The following is a 17183-nucleotide window of genomic DNA, read 5'->3' on the forward strand; positions in this document are numbered from 1 at the left end:
CCATAGAAGTATTGAGATGTTAACACCTAATGAAGCCCATAAAAAACAAGGCTACTTAGAGAGAAAATGGAAAAACTATAAATCATTTAAATCACTAAATTGAGTCAACCTATTTCAGGACGATACATGTCAAGGCAGCGCCCCAAACCAAAGCGCTAATACCCCATGTCCCTACTTTTTTTAACAAAACTTCTATTCTAGCAGGATAAATCCGCATGTGATTTACGCAATAAGATCACCTAATTATTTGTACAAACACAAGTAAACCTTATGAGATTTTCAGACAATTAAAATTTCGGATATTGAAGTTTAATAAACGTGAAGCTTTTAAAGCCAAAAAGCTTAAATTCAACACGCAGGAATATGAAAAAGATACTTTTAGTAGAAGATAACGCTATGATTCTTGACAATCTCAGTGAGATTTTAGAATTAGAAGGTTATCAGACTGTTTTAGCTAAAAATGGCACAGAGGGCCTTGCGCTTACTAAAACAGAGAAGCCAGGTCTAATATTAAGTGATATAGATATGCCCTTAATGAATGGCTATGAGATGCTTCATGAAATACGAAAAGATCCAGAAATACATGAAATTCCAATTATATTTCTTTCCGTAAAGAATCACGGGCAGGAATTACTTCATGGCCTTCAACATGGGGCTAATGCTTATATATGCAAGCCTTTTGGACTCAATGAATTACTCGAAACGGTAGAAGAGTACTTCAATAAATAATCACCTTAAAAGATGGTATTAAAAGCAGAAAGCCCATCAAATTGATGGACTTTCTTAATTCTATAAATGCAATAGGGATTAACCTCCTATAGCTACTCTTTTGAAAGAAGATACAGTTAAACCTTTGTTTACTGAATCAAGGTACTGCTGAACATTTACTTTTGGATCTTTAACAAAAGCTTGGCTCAACAACGTATTTTCTTTGAAGAACTTGTTCAATTTACCTTCCGCAATTTTATCAAGCATAGCTTCTGGCTTTCCTTCTTGTCTTGCAATATCCTTTCCAATTTCAATTTCTTTTTCGATAACTGATGAATCAACACCATCCTTATCAACAGCCACTGGTTTCATGGCTGCGATTTGCATCCCAACGTCTTTACCCGCTTCAGCAACATCGGCACTACCAACACCAGTTAAAGCTACTAAAACACCCAATTTACCTGTAGAGTGAATGTAAGAAACTACTTGGTCAGCAGAAAGCTTTTCGTATACCGAAACTTCTAGCTTCTCACCAATTTTACCTAAAAGCTCAGTTACTTTATCCTGTACAGATAAGCTACCTAAGCTAAGTGCATTAAGCGCTTCAAGATCGGCAGGCTTGTTAGCAATTGCAGCATCTGCGATCTCATTTCCTAAAGCTTGGAAATCAGCATTTTTAGCTACGAAGTCAGTCTCACATGTAAAAGCAATAAGGATAGCTTCAGAGCCATCTTCGCTAGATCTTACATAAACAGAACCTTCAGAAGTTTCTCTGTCTGCTCTTTTTTCAGATAATTTTTGACCTTTCTTACGAAGAATTTCAATTGCTTTATCGAAATCTCCTTCAGATTCAACTAATGCCTTTTTACAATCCATCATGCCGGCACCGGTCATTTGTCTTAATTGGTTAACCTCTTTTGCTGTGATAGCCATTTGTATATATTTTAAATATTATTCCTAAAATCAGTTAGAACCTCAAGCTTTGGTCAGTGTATTCACCTCAAGCTTATCGGTTTAAAACAAAAATTGAACACCGAAAAAGCTTCAATGTTCAATTTTTTATATGAGTTAATCTTAATCGATTTAAGCTTCTTCTTTTTTAGATTCTGACTTGTCTTCGGCTTTCGCCTCTGTCTTGTCAGCCGCTTTCGCTTCTGCCTTATCAGCAGCTATTTTTTCTTGCTCAGCCTTCTCTCTATCTTTCTCCTCTTTCTCATTCTTGCGCTCTTGCAATCCTTCTTCAATAGCTCTACCAATAGCCTTAGTGATAGTTTCTACAGACTTGTAGGCATCATCATTACCAGGGATTGGGAAATCTACTTTGTTTGGATCAGAGTTAGTATCTACTAACGCAAATACAGGAATGTTCAGCTTTTTGGCTTCGTTTACTGCAATGTGCTCTCTTTTAATATCAACGATGAACAAGGCAGCAGGAAGTCTTGTAAGGTCGGTAATACCGCCCAATACTCTTTCTAACTTTTCCTTTTCACGAGTCTTCATCAACCTTTCTCTTTTCGCAAGGTTTTTATAAGACTCTTCTTTCATCATTTTGTCGATACCCTGAAGTTTCTTCAACGATTTTCTAATCGTTGCGAAGTTGGTTAACATACCACCCAACCATCTTTCGGTTACGTAAGGCATATTTAATCTTGCAGCTTCTTCAGCAACAATCCCTTGGGCTTGTTTCTTAGTGGCTACAAACATTACCTTTCTTCCTGAGCGGACAATGTTCTTAATTGCGGATGATGCTTCTTCGAGGCAATTAAGAGTTTTATTAAGATCGATAATATGGATACCATTCCTCTCCATGAAGATGTATGGCGCCATACGCGGATCCCACTTTCTCGTTAAGTGACCAAAGTGGACACCAGCATCAAGTAAGTCTTTGTACTCTAATTTGTTAGACATATATAAGTTTGATAATAATTCGTATTAACGCTTGCTGAACTGGAATGCTCTTCTCGCTTTTCTTCTTCCTGGCTTCTTACGTTCAACCATTCTAGGGTCTCTAGTAAGGAAACCTTCTTTCTTCAAAGGAGGCCTGTTTTCAGCATCAATTTCGCAAAGTGCTCTAGAAATGGCAAGTCTAATCGCTTCAGCCTGACCTTTAGGTCCGCCACCATTAACGTTTACTTTGAAATCGAAATTCCCATTTTGCTCCACGAGCATCAAAGGTTGTTTTACAATAATCTGAAGAACATCAGAAGGGAAATAATTCTCCAATGTTTTTCCGTTGATATTGAATTCACCTTTTCCAGACTCCATGTACAATCTTGCAACAGAGGTCTTTCTTCTTCCAATTTTGTTAACTATTTCCATTAACTAGCTTATTGATAATTTAACTTCCTGTGGCTTTTGAGCCTCATGTACATGCTCAGCACCTTCATAAACATATAGGTTGTTGAAAAGTGCTCTTCCCAATCTTGTTTTTGGTAACATACCGCGAACTGCTCTTTCAACTAACAATCTAGATGACTTGGCTTTTAGTTGTCTCGGAGTTGTTTCTCTTTGACCTCCTGGGTAACCGGTATATCGTAGATACACTCTGTCATCCCATTTCTTACCTGTCAACTTTACATTGTCGGCATTGATCACAATCACGTTATCACCGCAATCTACATTTGGGGTATAACCAGGCTTGTGTTTTCCCCTGATCATTTTTGCAACTTCACTTGATAATCTACCTAGCGACTTTTGGCTCGCATCCACGATTACCCAATTTTTCTCTACAGTAGCTTTATTAGCCGAAACCGTCTTATAACTTAGTGTATCCACTTCGGTATATTTAATTGACTTTTAATACTTTACCTCTTCCTTTGCTTGAAAAGGGACACAAAGATAGAAGTTTGCTTTTTTAATTCCAACGTTGCCCCGTAAATAAATTAGCGGTTTTCGCCTCATATATCTTTTCACTCCAATATTTAGCCTTGATTAGGCACTTGAATGGACTATTGAAACATTTTTCGGTTGAAAGAAAAAAGAGACTATCCTACCTCTTATTTATCCGGGCGCAAATTTAATGGAAAAGTCGAGAAATCTTTGAAGTCATTTTTTGAAACATCTTAACGAAGATTTATATCTTGCAGCGATGGAAAATTTTGTTGTCTCCGCACGTAAGTATAGACCTGTTGGCTTTGAAGAAGTAGTCGGACAGGGACATATTACTACTACACTTAAAAATGCGATCGATAATAATCAATTAGCACAAGCTTTGCTTTTTTGCGGACCAAGAGGGGTCGGCAAAACTACTTGTGCTCGAATTGTTGCCCGAATGATCAATGATCAAAACATTGACAACCCTCTGGAAGGTAACGACACCTTTAATATTTATGAACTTGATGCAGCATCGAACAACTCAGTAGATGATATTCGAAATCTAATCGATCAGGTACGATACCCTCCTCAACAAGGAAAATTCAAAGTCTATATTATAGATGAGGTTCATATGCTTTCGAATCAAGCATTTAATGCTTTTTTGAAAACCTTGGAAGAACCACCATCTTATGCCATTTTCATTTTGGCTACCACTGAAAAACATAAAGTAATTCCTACCATCCTTTCTCGCTGTCAGATTTTTGATTTTAACAGAATTGAAGTCAGCGACATTTCTACTCAGCTCAAAATGATTGCTGATAAGGAGAAAATAGACACGGAAGATGAGGCACTTCACCTCATTGCTCAAAAGGCAGATGGTGCAATGCGAGATGCCCTTTCTCTGTTTGACCTTATCGTCACTTTTTCACACGGGCAAAAGGTTACTTATCAAAACACGATCTCGAACCTCCATATTCTCGATTACGACTATTACTTCAAAATGACGGAGTTTCTTTTCAAAGAAGACACCTCTAATGTGTTGTTGACTTTTGACGAAATTCTGAGAAATGGTTTTGATGGTCATCATTTTATTGTGGGGCTCGCCAGTCATTTAAGGGATTTGATGGTTTGCAAAGACAATGCAACCATTCAATTGCTGCAAGTTTCTGACAACATTAAGCAGCGCTATAAAGCTCAAGCCGATGTCACTCCGATATCTTTCTTACTTACGGCCCTCAACATTGCCAATCAGTGTGACCTAAGTTATAAAGGCAGCAAAAACCAACGACTTCATGTTGAATTGGCTTTAGTGAAAATGGCGCACCTTACATCTGCCATTCGCTTGGCACAGGTTGCACCGGAAGACGCTTCAAAAAAAAAATCCTAACTGAAGAGGTCGAAGAAGCAAAAGCACCACTAGCTCCTAAGGAAGAAACGCCCGAGACAAAGCATGTTGTAGCAACGCCAGTAGTTGAGGAAGTTAAAGAGACTCCAAGTGAAGCCCCAACTCCACAAGCGAGTCCAGCACCTAGCCCTATAGTCAAAGTACCTTCAAAGACTCCTTCAAAAACCATTAGCATCCCTTCCCTTTCTGACTTAAAAAATCAACTCAACAAAAAGGAAGAACCGACAGAAGGAGAAGCGCCCGCAGAACCAGTTTCAAATCGAAATAAGGACTTCACTCTTGAAAATTTGAATAGCGTTTGGAATACTTTCAAAGCGAAAAGAGAAGAAGAAGACAATAAGCTGGAGTTACTTCTTCTTCAAGAGCCCTATGAATTGAAAGGCAATATAGTCACCATACAGATTTCCAATGGAGCATCTGAGTCAAGTTTTGAGAAATTCAGAGGTGATTTATTGATGGCTTTGAGAGATGGACTTGAAAACGACAGTATTTTATTAAAGTCAGAAATTGTGGATGTAGCCCGAGAGAAAATGCTTTACACGGATAAAGAAAAGTTTGAGCACCTCAAGAAGAAATACCCTGCTCTAAAAGACCTTCAAGAACGGTTAGGTTTAGACCCCGAGTTTTAGCTAAAAGCCCAGTGTAACTCCTACGTTGATTACATTCTTGATCTGAATATCCCGTCCCTTGGTTCCATCATTACGTGTAAGTGTGATATCATCATCATAAATCAACTGTGAACTGATATTGGTAGATAGGTAATTATTAACCTTAAGTCTAAAAGAAGCCTCCAAGTTGACTACCGTATTTGGAAACTTTTCATAATTAGAGAACAGGTTGAAGTTCCCCAAAAAGGATACATTCTCCAATACGTCTTTCTTATAAGTTCCTGTTAAACTTATCCCTGCTTCGGGCCTGATTTGATCCCCGGGGTTAATACCGAAAGCGCCAGCATTCGAAAGAGAATCATTAAGTACAAAAGTAAAACGGCCAGTAAAAGGAGCCAATGTTGCGGTAATAGCCTTTTCATCTCTATAGGAAAGTCCCAAAGAAGCTTGCAAATAACCTGGCGCCATAAAGTTCGAAATCAATGTTCTTTCAATCCGATCTGTTCCTGCTATTTTTTTACTCTTGTATCCCTCATCCATCTGGGTTTGGAAGTTAATTGAAGTTGTCAAAAGCATTCTTTCAGTGAACTTCTGGCTGTATTTAGAATTCAGAATAATTTGATCATCCGTTTTAACAAAGCGGCTCTTAGCATCTCCATTCCTAATTAAACCATAACTAATTTTAAAACGGTTTTGCCATACCGCCCCTTCCTTCTCATAATTGGCAAATGTCTCGAATTTTGTACCTATTGCAATTGAAGATTCCCCTCCAGCAGCCCAGTTGGTTAGTGCTACTTGTTGAAGGTTGAAATTAAAATTACCCCCATTCTTCCAATATTTAATGGTGTCCGCTGGTGGTGGCTCCGAATCGGGGGGCAGTAAGAAATCTATCTCGTCTTGCCCGTTAACAATCGAAATAGAGGTCAGTAAAATAAATATAACTAGTAGGTAACGATTCATTCTTCTCTTCATCTCCAAAATCCGCACAAAACTATTCAATGATTCTATTAGTCTTTAGTTGTCTTGCAGAATTTTAAGGCGTTCGCCTAAATCAAGGTTATTATCTGTCTTATTGTTCCATTTAAGAATATCTTCAATGGTAACATTATATTTTTTTGAAATCCCCCAAAGGGTTTCTCCTTTTTGTACTTCGTGGTAAACTTCCCTTTTAATTATGGTCTTTGTCGCCTCCTTTAGTTTCGAGAAGTAAGCTTTAGGCACCACCAACCTAAGCGCTTGATTTACCTGAAGGCCATCCATTACATTGAGTCCATTCCAGTCGATGATGTCATCCAATTCAATGCCATACTTCTGAGAAATGGCAAAAAAGGACTCTTTCGGCTGAACGACATGTGTAATTATGGTATCTGAAGCGGTAGCCATCAATACTTTTCGTGTAACGCCAATCTCAATATCCTCGACCGATTCCTCTTCTTCAAAATCTAACTTTTTCTCAGGGATTGTTTGAGTCTGTTTTCCATTTGATTGTTCCGGTGAGCTTACCTCTTTAATCATCTTATCTTCAGGGATCGGATTATCTTTAGGTAAAATCACATCTGTATATTCAATTGGGACATTGGCTGGCCTAATAAAACGTAACCACAATACCCTTCCAACCTTAAGCTCTTCAGCCTCCCTCATCCTGTTTTTCTGAAGCAATTTTTTAAACTTTATACCGTAGTCTTGCGAAATACGCCAAAGGGTTTCACCCGGCTGCACAATATGGTAATGTACCTTACCTCTATTTTTCTTGTTCTTAATATAGTAATATGCTCCACCGGTCACTTTACTATTGTCACCTAGGTCGTTATACTTCCTTATTTTCGAATCACTCTTGCCTACCCTATTCGCCAGCGTTTCAATATTATCGCTTGATTTTGCCCGAATTGCATCAATTCCATTCACCTCAATTTGGTCAGGCTCATATTCGTTTCTGATATTTCCTGTTACATGAGGAAACGCTCCTATATTCCCTTCAACTGGCCTAATACTAGAATAAGTACTCTCTTTAGATGGCTGCTTGGTTACTCCAGCTTGCGTGGATTGAGTAGGTTTCTTAACTTCATCACGCTTCGGCTCTTCGGTGTTTTGAACAATGGGACGGCTACCTGATTTAACAGGGTAGATTACTTTATATGATTTCTCATCGGGTATTCTGGAACTCACTAGCCATTTATTTAAGTTTTTGAGTTCGTCTATATCAACATTGACTTCCTTACTCACTTCACGCAAAGTTTTACCCCGCCCCTCATAAGTAGCCAATTGTAATTCTGGGTGCTTTCGGCCCTCACCAACAAAGCCCTCAAAGGCCAACTTATGTGCAATGTACTTTTTGATATACCAATGTGTCTTGGCATTAATCTCAACTCTTTTCGCTCCATAATCTTTCTCAGGAATGGTTCTTTGGGCTCCACCTAAACCTTGCAAATAAGACTGCATGGACCACAGCCAGTTATCGAAAACGAAATTGCTTCTTTTGAAATACTTAGTTGCACCCACAGTTGAAGCTATGATATGTTTTCGCTCATCCACAACACCATCCACCCTCAGGCCAAGTTCTTGTGCTGAAGCTTTTTTAAACTGCCAAAAACCTACAGCATTAGCAGTGGATACTGCATCGGAAACAAACTGACCTTCTTGAATGGCCAAGTACTTGAAATCGTCAGGAATTCCTTCTTTTTTCAAAACCTCCTCCACTATACCCATGTAGAGATTGGAACGGTCTACCAATAATTGAAAGTGGTATTGACTTCGTGTAAGCAAATCGAGGGTTTCCTCAATCTCTTTTTTTGCACTGCTGGTGATTTTGAGTTTGACACCTGCAAACTCCATTTCAGAGGGGACAACCATTGGGGCTTGCGCGAATGTGCTCAACGAAGCCATCAAAAAGATGATGATTGACGCTATGTATTTTATCACTTTTATTTTTTCCTTAAAATCATTAACCCATCTCTGATCGGCAAAAGTACATTTTCAACGCGATCATCTTCATGGGTCAAACGGTTAAAATCTAAGATTGCTTGCGTATCCTTGTCGATTTTCTTTTCCGTTTGAACGACTTTCCCACTCCAAAGCACATTATCGGCTATTATGAAGCCTCCGGAGCGAACTTTTTCAAACACTAATTTAAAGTAATTGTAGTAATTAGCTTTATCGGCATCAATAAAAACCAGATCGAAAGGTCCTTCTATTTCAGGGATTAGCTCAATAGCATTCCCTATTCTGAAATCTATCGCATCCGCGTATCCAGCTTTTTCGAAATAGCCACGCACCATTTCTTCCAACTCCTCATTCTTATCCAGTGTAATTAGCTTCCCTCCTTCTGCCAAACCTTCCGCCATACAAAGGGCAGAATAACCTGTATAGGTACCGATTTCTAAAATCCTAGACGGCTTGATCATATGGCTGATCATCGACAAAGCCCTGCCCTGCAAATGCCCTGAAAGCATACGCGGCATCATTACTTTGGCGTGGGTTTCGCGGTTCAAGTCCAACAAAAGTTCCGATTCTGCATCGGTGTGGGCTTCAACATAACGCTGAATATCTTCGGGAATAAACTCCATTAGTGCTCTGGTAAAAAGGTTAAATGGCTCAATTGATTTTCATTCAGTTGCTCGTTGGCGACTTCAATAAGGTCAGATGACGATACCGCTCTAATTTTATCAAAAATAGACTCTAGGCTGTCAATTCTGTTTTTATCTAGAATGCTTTTACCCATCATTAACATTAAGCCAGTATTGTTTTCTTCACCCATGGCCAATTGCCCCAATATTTGCTCTTTGGCCATATGCAGCTGCATAGTACCTAAAGGCACTTCTCTTAGTTTTTGTAATTCCTTCAACACCAATTTTCTTCCTCTTTCCACTTGCCCCGTTTCTGTGCCGAAGAAAATGGAAAACAGACCTGTATCTGAGAAAGGGTGATAACTGGCATCTATGCTATAGACAAAACCGTACTTTTCGCGCAGCGCCAAGTTCAATCTGGAGTTCATGCCTGGGCCGCCCAAAATGTTCATCAACATATAAAATGGAAGTCGTTTGGGATGACCAATAGGGTAAGCCGTACAACCAATGGCACATTGGGCCTGCGTAATATTTCTGGTAATGATTTCGCTATTGGCTACATAATCACCAAAAAGAACACGTTCTCTCTGTCCAATATGGTGTGGAATTGGTTCGAAGTATTTGGTGGCTAGTTTCTGAATTTTCTTTAACGACACATTGCCCACGCAGGAAAAAACGATTCGTTCTGTATTGAGATTGGTTTTCAGAAAAACCTTAAAATCTTCTCGCTGAAAAGATTTCACGCTATCGGAAGTACCCAAAATATTTTTCCCAAGCGGGTGATCTCCAAAAATAACTCGATCGAATTCATCTTGAATAGCATCTTCTGGGCTATCATGATACAAGGACATTTCTTCCAGAATTACGCCCCGTTCCTTTTCTATCTGCTTTTCAGGAAAAATAGAATCGAAGGTAATGTCTTGTAACAGTTCAAAAGCCGACTCCATATGCTTGTCCAAAACGGAAGCATAGAAACAGATTTTCTCTTTGGTGGTGTATGCATTCAGCTCTCCGCCAACGGCATCGAGCTTGTTCAAGATATGATAAGCCTTTCGTTTTTTGGTGCCTTTAAAGGCCATATGCTCCCAAAAATGGGCAATCCCCAATTGGTCTTCGCGTTCATCACGACTACCAATATCCAACACAAATCCGCAATGGACAATCTTGGTATTGCTCACCTCTTTGTGCACTACACGAATGCCATTGGGCAAAGTAAAAACATTGTAATCAACCATCGCAGAATCTCCTTGAAACGACAAAGGTATAAGTTTTAAGAGAAAAGAATATTAAAGATAGGTCTTCCGCCTTTTGTCGATAAAATACTGTTGGAGATCATTCATTAAAGTGCGTTAGAGAGGTTTGACAACTAACCTTAAATGAGCTTTCGAAAAATTACCGATAGCTCATTTAATATACACCCAAAGACCATCTTGAGTAAAAATTCAAGATTTAAATCAAGTAATATCTCTCCTCAAGAACTCACATTTAGTAGAACATCACAAAAACCAAATTAAAAAACTATAAATCAGACACTTATAAGTAATACTTATCTGAAATCAAGGCGGAATACATTCACACCAATAATACTTTGTCATTTAAAAAAAATAGATATCAAGGGTGACTTTTAATGTTTAAAATCATTAATATAATAGACAAGTACTATTTTTATATTCTAAACATCTTTTAATTTCAGTAATTAAACACAAAGACAGAAACCATTTATGATCACACAAAATCATTATGAATAAACTATAACAACATAGATCAAAACTTTAATTTATTCAATATTCAAAACATAAAAACAAAGCCATGAAAAACAAGATCAAACAAAAAATCATTTTAGTCATTGCGTTACTAACTGTAACCTGTTTATCAATCCCCTATTTGGGATTAAACTTCATCAACCAAGCTGATGCCAAAATAAAGTGGCGATCAGATGAGAGCGGAGGAGAAGAACCCTGCGTTTTTTACATAAGAATAGAAACTGGAGGAGAATTCACAATCAACCGACAAGGAGTTTCAGTTAAGGAGGGAAGAGAAACAGTTCCTTATAGAGGAAATCAAGGCACTTGTTCGGACGCTTCAATATGGTACGTATGTAGTGTTCGATGTGAAATTGATGAATCATATACACGGATAGACTAAATAATTACAATACTGCCCTTAGTTTTCAACCATTCTATATAGTTGGTTTAGTGCAAGGGCAATATTTCTAATTTCATAAAAATAAAGCTCTTTCAATGAGAAAGTTAACCATTCTCTTATTCCTTTATAGTGTCCTATCATGTCAATCTGATAAGAAAGAAATTCTGATTTACCATGCAGACCTTAATAGTCTTGAGCTAAACAAATACAAAGATATTGATAATATTCCGGCACCAATTGTTGTCAATACCACTCCAACAAAAATTAAAAGCCAAGACATATTCAAGAAGAACATCCGATTTACTCCTCTTGAGACCACTGACGAGTCACTCTTTGGGAAAATAGATGAATTCGTCTTGACCGATTCAAGATATATTGTTGCAGACCGCAGTACTAATTCTATTCTAGTATTTTTTCATGATGGAAAATTTGACTTTAAAATTGACAGATCGGGCGGTGGCCCTGAAGAATACCGATCTATAAAGTATATCGGGTTTAATGAATTCAAAAACACGATAGAAGTACTTGATAATACCAGGGGTATTATTCAACGGTACGATGCTAATACTGGATTTTACCAATCTACCCTAAAGCTTGGTTTTCTACTCAAGGCATTTACACCATTGGACGAAAATAAATACTTGCTCTTCATAGGCCCATATCTTTTTAATGAGGAGCGCTATGGACAAGTTGACGGACTTAACCATCAGTTATTAATTGCTGAAGAAGTTAAAGATAATGGAGTAAAAATAATATCTCAACATATACCAAATACACCTAACACAGCTTTTCTAAACTTTGGAGCCCGTCAGAACTTAACAAATGGAAGTGATAATGATTTCCTTATCAATATGGTCTTCAATGACACCATATATTCGTTTAATCAAAATGGAGTGTTTCCAAAATACGTAATGGATTATGGCAAGGAATCACCCAATAAGGATATTTTTCAGAAAGGTGAGCTAGGAAAAATCAGAGATAGACATAAGAAAGGTCTGCTCCCTTATCCTGATACTTTTAGAGAGACCATAGACTACACATATTCAGTAACACCTATTTATAACACTTTTACACATACCTTTTACAGTAAAAAAATACACAAGGCTTTCTCTCTTCAAAAATCAGACTTCAGACAATTAGCTGGAGCGATTGTTAATCCACCGATAGGTAATGACAATACTTTTCTAATTTATGTAATGGAACCTAAAGATGCAGTCGAAGAATATTTGAGGGTTACAGAAGGAATTCATAAAGCAGTAATCGCTGATAACGGGAAAAGTCGCCCTGAACTTAGCTTAGATGAACAGTACGAGTTTTATTTGAACAGTTACATTCAAGAAAACGGCTTTAACTACCTGGACTTAGCAAAAAGCTTAGACCCAGATGACAACCCCGTTTTGGTATTTGTAGAGCCTGATTTCAACAATATAAATGATCAATAACAAAACCATTGTCCTTTTGTTCTTTTGCCTAGTTGCTTGTACTTCAAACGACAAAGAGGCTTTAAAATCAGCAGATTCAGGTCTTATTGATGTGATAGCAACTGACTTGTTTTTTGAACAGAAAACAAATTCTTCAATTCTGAACATCAAAGACAATTTGGTATCTGTTGATCACAAGGTTCGGTTTGATTCATTGCTGAGAGCACATAACGAGTTAGCCATTTTAAGAATTAACGACAGTAATTGTGGGCTTTGTATTGAAGTTGAACTTGAAGAAATTTTATCTTTCAAGGCAAAATTAAATACAAATCAGATTGTGGTATTTGCATCATTTGAATCCGAAAGAAACTTAAAACTTATGACCAAAGGGCTTTCAGGATCTGGCATACCTATTTTCACTATTGATTATGGAGAATTAAAACTCCCTGCAGATGAGGTCAATGCGCCTTACTACTTCACCATTAATTCAAATCACATTGTCAATCATACATTTGTTCCCATTAGAGGCATTGAACCACTAAATGAATCGTACTTTAATGCGATTTCTGCTGTATTCAGGTCAGGAACCAGAGGACTTTAATACATCGTGTAAAAGTCAAAATACATAATTTTTATTAGAGTACTAAAAAGAACTGTAACTTAGCCTATATGGTTTTTAACTAAAGTCTGAACAGATAAATTCAGAGCCAAAAAGCGAAAAGCCAGAGTAGAAATTTTCATAAAAAGCTTTTAAAGCCTATGCCAAAGTTTATAAACACACGTGCAGCTGCGCTTTTGATTTTCACTTTTACGATTTGTGGATACGGTTATGCTCAGACCCGTGATATTAAGATATATAAGTCCTTCCCTAAAAGCGAGAACCTTAAGCACTCAAAAGTTCAAATCAATGAAGTCCTTTACCCCCGTTCCATTCACTTAATAGATGACTTGGTGGTAATTATGGACGAGAAATCAGAATATGCGGTTCACTTTTACAAGCTTTCTGACTGGTCTTTAGTTGCACGATACGGAAGAAGGGGGGACGGCCCTGCAGAAGTACGGACACTAAAATTTTACGGTCAGTCAGTAGTAGAGAATAACGAAACTTATTTATGGTTTTCAGATTTTAGTACCTTCAAATTGAAGAAAATAAGCCTCAGCGGAATGCTCAAAGATGTTAATACTGAACCTATCCTCTCTTATAAATTACCCCCTGAATTGGCAATGACGTATAAAGACATTTATGCGATTTCCGACACTGAATTTGTTGGTACAGTGGAAGGGGATGTTATTGCTTTTTCTGGCGACCCTGAAGCCGGACGCTTTTTCCACTTAAATATGAGGGACAAGAAGATTAAATGGACTGCAAATTTCCCAGAACAAAAACTACAAGAGCCTAAAAAGAAGATGGGCTACCTTTACTCTTCCAAAACAACTTTCAACGCAGCTACAAATCAAATAGCCTCTGGAATGCGGTATTATGATAGAATCGACATTATAAACGTGAAGAAAGACAACGTTTTGACAGTGGTACAAGAGGATAATATAGAGGTTCAAGAAGTTGACTTAAGGGATGATTTTAGACTTATCCCACTGAGTACAAAATCTTACTATGGCTTTGGCTATAGCTCAGAAAAACTGATATACTTTTCATATTCTAATGTAACCTCACAGCAAGACATTGACTTTTTTGGTGGGCTAACAACCAATTATCCAAATATACAACTTCAGGTTTTCGATTGGAAAGGAAACCCCGTTTATCATGCTCAACTGGACAAACCTAGTTTGGGTACATTCTTCGTGGATGAGAAAACACGGAAAATGTATGTTATTGATGGCTACCCTGAAAATGAAGATGACATGATTGTATCTTATACCCTTCCAAATTTAATCTATGAAAAAAATAAATAAATCCTATGTAGCCCTCGGTTGTTTAGTAATCTTAAACGTACTAATGATGAGTAAGCTAGCATCTGGAAACAAGTATATCAGCGAGCTTCAACAAGCCATGGGTGTAGTTAATGACAATCATCTTATTGTGAAAGAAAGGAAGGATAAGCTTATCTCCAATTTGACTCTTGGCTTCTTAGACTCAGGGAAAACACTAGACAATTTAGATTCATTACTCCTGCAAAAAAAGCGCCCCTTACTAGTATTAAGGATTCATGAAAATAATTGTAACGATTGCGTCAGTCAAAGTTTAGTACACATAAATGATTTATTGAAAAAAAAAGAGAATATCCCATTTGATGTGGTTGTATCTACCAGTTATCAAAGCATCAATCTTTTGATGCAGGACTTTGACTTAAAGTTCTTCCCAATACAAATAGACAATACAATAGACCTAGAAATTGATTACACCTCCCAACCTTATGTCTTTCTAATAAGCCAAGAAGGTCTTGTGTCTAGAGTTTTCGTTCCAGAGTTTGACGAGATGGAACTCTTTTCCGCTTATTTGCAATCGATTGTTGAATAAACTCAGTCCGCAAATGGTCATCATTTTGCCCAAAGTCCTTCAACATCTTTGAACACGCAAGATGTAAAGCACTATATTTGCCAGCTTATGACTTACGGAAAGATCCTTATCATTCAAACGGCCTTTATTGGTGATGTAATCTTGGCGACTTCGCTGATCGAAAAGCTGCATCAGTATTACCCAGAAGCCAAAATAGATTTTCTGTTGCGTAAAGGAAATGAAGCTCTTTTAAACAACCACCCGAAACTGGGAGAAGTGCTGGTTTGGGATAAAAAAGGAGGAAAGTACCGCAACCTCTTTAAGCTCCTCGGTAAAATCAGAAAGGAAAAATACCATTTGGTGGTGAACGTTCAGCGTTTTGCCAATTCGGGAATGCTCACTGCTTTTAGTGGCGCCAAGGAAAAAGTCGGCTTTGATAAAAACCCCTTTGCTTGGGCTTTTACTAAAAAGGTAACTCATGAAATTGAAGAAGGAACACACGAGGTGGAACGCAACAATGAGCTGATCAAAGCCATTACCGATGACCAGCTTCAGCGCCCAGTACTTTACCCTTCCACTTCCGATTTTGAAAAAGTAGCTGTTTATAAAGCTGAACCATTCATCTGCATGGCACCCGCCTCGGTTTGGTTTACCAAACAATTCCCTAAAGAGAAATGGGTGGAATTAATTCAAGCGCTCAATTTTTCAGGCAAGATCTATTTGATTGGCGCCCCTAACGATGTTGCGCTTTGTGATGAAATCATTGTCCAAAGCGAAAACCCAAAAGCGCAGAACCTTTGCGGAAAAATGAATTTACTTCAGTCCGCTGCACTGATGAAAGATGCAGTAATGAATTATGTAAACGACTCTGCCCCGATGCATTTAGCATCTGCCATGAATGCTAAAACCACTGCTATTTACTGCTCTACTGTTCCAGAATTTGGTTTTGGGCCTTTGGCCGAAAACGCTAGAATTGCTGAAGTTTCAGAAAAGCTAGACTGCCGACCTTGCGGGCTGCATGGTTTTAAAGAGTGCCCGAAAGGCCATTTTAAATGCGGTAAAGATATTAGGATAGATACGCTTCTTTTAGATAGTCAACCCTAAACCAGAAGACACCCTTCAAACAATTAAACAGCGGGATTTTAGACTAAAAAAAAGAAAATGGTTATTCTTGCTACCTATTATTCTCTCTAACCCCTGCCTTTTGGCAAAGGACTGACCGTATGAAAACTACCGCCTTAATTACCGGTGCTGCCGGTGGAATTGGATTCGAATTCGCTAAAATCGCTGCTCAAGCCAACTATTCATTGCTTCTTATCGATGTAAACGAAGTGGCATTGACTGAAAAAAAAGCAGAACTCTCTGTGCTGTTCTCTCAAACTGACATTCATATTTTCGTTTGCAACTTGGCCGAAAAAAGTGTTGCTGAAAAAATTCACCAATATATTATTGACGAGCAGCTCCTTATCGAAATCCTATTCAATAATGCTGGCTTTGGAAACTTCGGGCACTTTATGGAAACAGATTGGGCAAAAGATGAAGCCATGCTCAATGTACATATGGTGACAACAACCCACCTGACAAAACTCGTGCTTCCTGGCATGACCTATAGAAAAAAAGGTTATATATTGAATAATGCCTCCGTAGCTGCTTTTGTACCTGGCCCACTCATGTCTACTTACCATGCTTCAAAAGCTTATTTGCTTTCATTTACCCAAGCTTTAGCTAATGAACTTAAGGGCACAGGCGTTTCAGCTACCGTATTATGCCCTGGCATGACCAAAACAGGCTTCGCGAAAGCGAATGGCAATGAAGATCCCAATATAAAATTCAACATCGCCACAGCCGAAGATGTGGCCTACTTTGCCTTTTCAAGCATGATCAAAGGTCATCCGGTGGCGGTTCCTGGTGTTTGGAATAAATTGAGCGCTTTTCTACCTAGGCTTCTGAGCCGCAATAGAGTGACCAATATGGTGGGAAATATTCAGCGAAAAAACCACGCTAAACGAGCCGATAATAGACAATTCGCCACCGAGTTAAAGCTTAAAGTTTAGATAACGAAAA

At 38.2% G+C, this 17183-nt stretch carries 18 protein-coding genes; 10 read left to right on the forward strand and 8 right to left on the reverse strand.

Annotated features, from left to right (window positions below):
- Window positions 1-363 precede the first annotated feature (363 nt).
- Window positions 364-729 carry a response regulator gene (locus tag VOI17_RS12685; RefSeq protein WP_323757594.1) on the forward strand — a complete coding sequence of 122 codons (366 nt, stop codon included), beginning with the start codon at window positions 364-366 and terminating at the stop codon, window positions 727-729.
- A 78-nt stretch (window positions 730-807) separates the two neighbouring features.
- On the opposite strand, the gene tsf is transcribed toward VOI17_RS12685, so the two are convergent.
- From tsf to rplM, 4 genes are all read right to left on the reverse strand, one after another.
- Complete coding sequence (gene tsf, locus VOI17_RS12690) at window positions 808-1641, reverse strand: translation elongation factor Ts (RefSeq protein ID WP_323757595.1); 834 nt, start codon at window positions 1639-1641, stop codon at window positions 808-810.
- Between the two features lie 150 nt (window positions 1642-1791).
- The gene (gene rpsB, locus VOI17_RS12695; RefSeq protein ID WP_068414787.1) at window positions 1792-2616 is read right to left on the reverse strand and encodes a 30S ribosomal protein S2; all 825 of its coding nucleotides are present in this window, start codon (window positions 2614-2616) and stop codon (window positions 1792-1794) included.
- A 24-nt stretch (window positions 2617-2640) separates the two neighbouring features.
- Complete coding sequence (gene rpsI, locus VOI17_RS12700; RefSeq protein ID WP_068414784.1) at window positions 2641-3027, reverse strand: 30S ribosomal protein S9; 387 nt, start codon at window positions 3025-3027, stop codon at window positions 2641-2643.
- A 3-nt stretch (window positions 3028-3030) separates the two neighbouring features.
- On the reverse strand, window positions 3031-3483 hold the full coding sequence (gene rplM, locus VOI17_RS12705) for a 50S ribosomal protein L13 (protein ID WP_323757596.1): 453 nt from the start codon (window positions 3481-3483) through the stop codon (window positions 3031-3033).
- 313 nt (window positions 3484-3796) lie between these two features.
- On the opposite strand from rplM, the gene dnaX reads away from it, so the two are divergent.
- Together dnaX and VOI17_RS12715 are read left to right on the forward strand one after the other, a co-directional pair.
- Window positions 3797-4909, forward strand: coding sequence for a DNA polymerase III subunit gamma/tau (gene dnaX / locus VOI17_RS12710; protein WP_323757597.1), 1113 nt, complete (start codon window positions 3797-3799; stop codon window positions 4907-4909).
- A 305-nt stretch (window positions 4910-5214) separates the two neighbouring features.
- Window positions 5215-5556, forward strand: coding sequence for a hypothetical protein (locus tag VOI17_RS12715; protein WP_323757598.1), 342 nt, complete (start codon window positions 5215-5217; stop codon window positions 5554-5556).
- On the opposite strand, the gene VOI17_RS12720 is transcribed toward VOI17_RS12715, so the two are convergent.
- The 4 genes from VOI17_RS12720 to VOI17_RS12735 are packed head-to-tail and all read right to left on the reverse strand — an operon-like array spanning window position 5557 to window position 10333.
- Window positions 5557-6507: a DUF3078 domain-containing protein gene (locus VOI17_RS12720; protein WP_323757599.1), complete on the reverse strand. Its 951-nt coding sequence runs from the start codon at window positions 6505-6507 to the stop codon at window positions 5557-5559.
- 42 nt (window positions 6508-6549) lie between these two features.
- Entirely contained in the window at window positions 6550-8454 is a 1905-nt protein-coding gene (locus tag VOI17_RS12725; protein ID WP_323757600.1) for a LysM peptidoglycan-binding domain-containing protein, read from the reverse strand.
- A gap of 2 nt (window positions 8455-8456) precedes the next feature.
- The gene (locus VOI17_RS12730) at window positions 8457-9098 is read right to left on the reverse strand and encodes an O-methyltransferase (protein ID WP_323757601.1); all 642 of its coding nucleotides are present in this window, start codon (window positions 9096-9098) and stop codon (window positions 8457-8459) included.
- Window positions 9098-10333: a pitrilysin family protein gene (locus VOI17_RS12735; protein ID WP_323757862.1), complete on the reverse strand. Its 1236-nt coding sequence runs from the start codon at window positions 10331-10333 to the stop codon at window positions 9098-9100. The genes VOI17_RS12730 and VOI17_RS12735 overlap by 1 nt, the downstream gene beginning before the upstream one ends.
- A 574-nt stretch (window positions 10334-10907) precedes the next feature.
- Here VOI17_RS12735 and VOI17_RS12740 point away from each other — a divergent pair.
- The 7 genes from VOI17_RS12740 (at window position 10908) to VOI17_RS12770 (ending at window position 17173) form a co-directional block, all read left to right on the forward strand.
- A complete protein-coding gene (locus VOI17_RS12740) occupies window positions 10908-11243 on the forward strand; it encodes a hypothetical protein (RefSeq protein WP_323757602.1) in 336 nt (111 codons plus the stop codon).
- Window positions 11244-11338: 95 nt separating this feature from the next.
- The gene (locus VOI17_RS12745) at window positions 11339-12685 is read left to right on the forward strand and encodes a 6-bladed beta-propeller (RefSeq protein WP_323757603.1); all 1347 of its coding nucleotides are present in this window, start codon (window positions 11339-11341) and stop codon (window positions 12683-12685) included.
- A complete protein-coding gene (locus VOI17_RS12750) occupies window positions 12675-13265 on the forward strand; it encodes a hypothetical protein (RefSeq protein ID WP_323757604.1) in 591 nt (196 codons plus the stop codon). The genes VOI17_RS12745 and VOI17_RS12750 overlap by 11 nt, the downstream gene beginning before the upstream one ends.
- Before the next feature lie 158 nt (window positions 13266-13423).
- Window positions 13424-14575 carry a BF3164 family lipoprotein gene (locus VOI17_RS12755; protein ID WP_323757605.1) on the forward strand — a complete coding sequence of 384 codons (1152 nt, stop codon included), beginning with the start codon at window positions 13424-13426 and terminating at the stop codon, window positions 14573-14575.
- Window positions 14559-15140 carry a hypothetical protein gene (locus tag VOI17_RS12760; RefSeq protein WP_323757606.1) on the forward strand — a complete coding sequence of 194 codons (582 nt, stop codon included), beginning with the start codon at window positions 14559-14561 and terminating at the stop codon, window positions 15138-15140. Before VOI17_RS12755 ends, VOI17_RS12760 begins: the two co-directional genes overlap by 17 nt.
- An 87-nt stretch (window positions 15141-15227) precedes the next feature.
- Window positions 15228-16223 carry a glycosyltransferase family 9 protein gene (locus VOI17_RS12765; RefSeq protein WP_323757607.1) on the forward strand — a complete coding sequence of 332 codons (996 nt, stop codon included), beginning with the start codon at window positions 15228-15230 and terminating at the stop codon, window positions 16221-16223.
- A 119-nt stretch (window positions 16224-16342) separates the two neighbouring features.
- Window positions 16343-17173, forward strand: a complete 831-nt coding sequence (locus VOI17_RS12770; protein ID WP_323757608.1) for an SDR family oxidoreductase — start codon at window positions 16343-16345, stop codon at window positions 17171-17173.
- The last annotated feature ends 10 nt before the right edge of the window (window positions 17174-17183 follow it).

This window comes from Roseivirga sp., from assembly GCF_034669765.1.
Lineage (GTDB): Bacteria > Bacteroidota > Bacteroidia > Cytophagales > Cyclobacteriaceae > Roseivirga.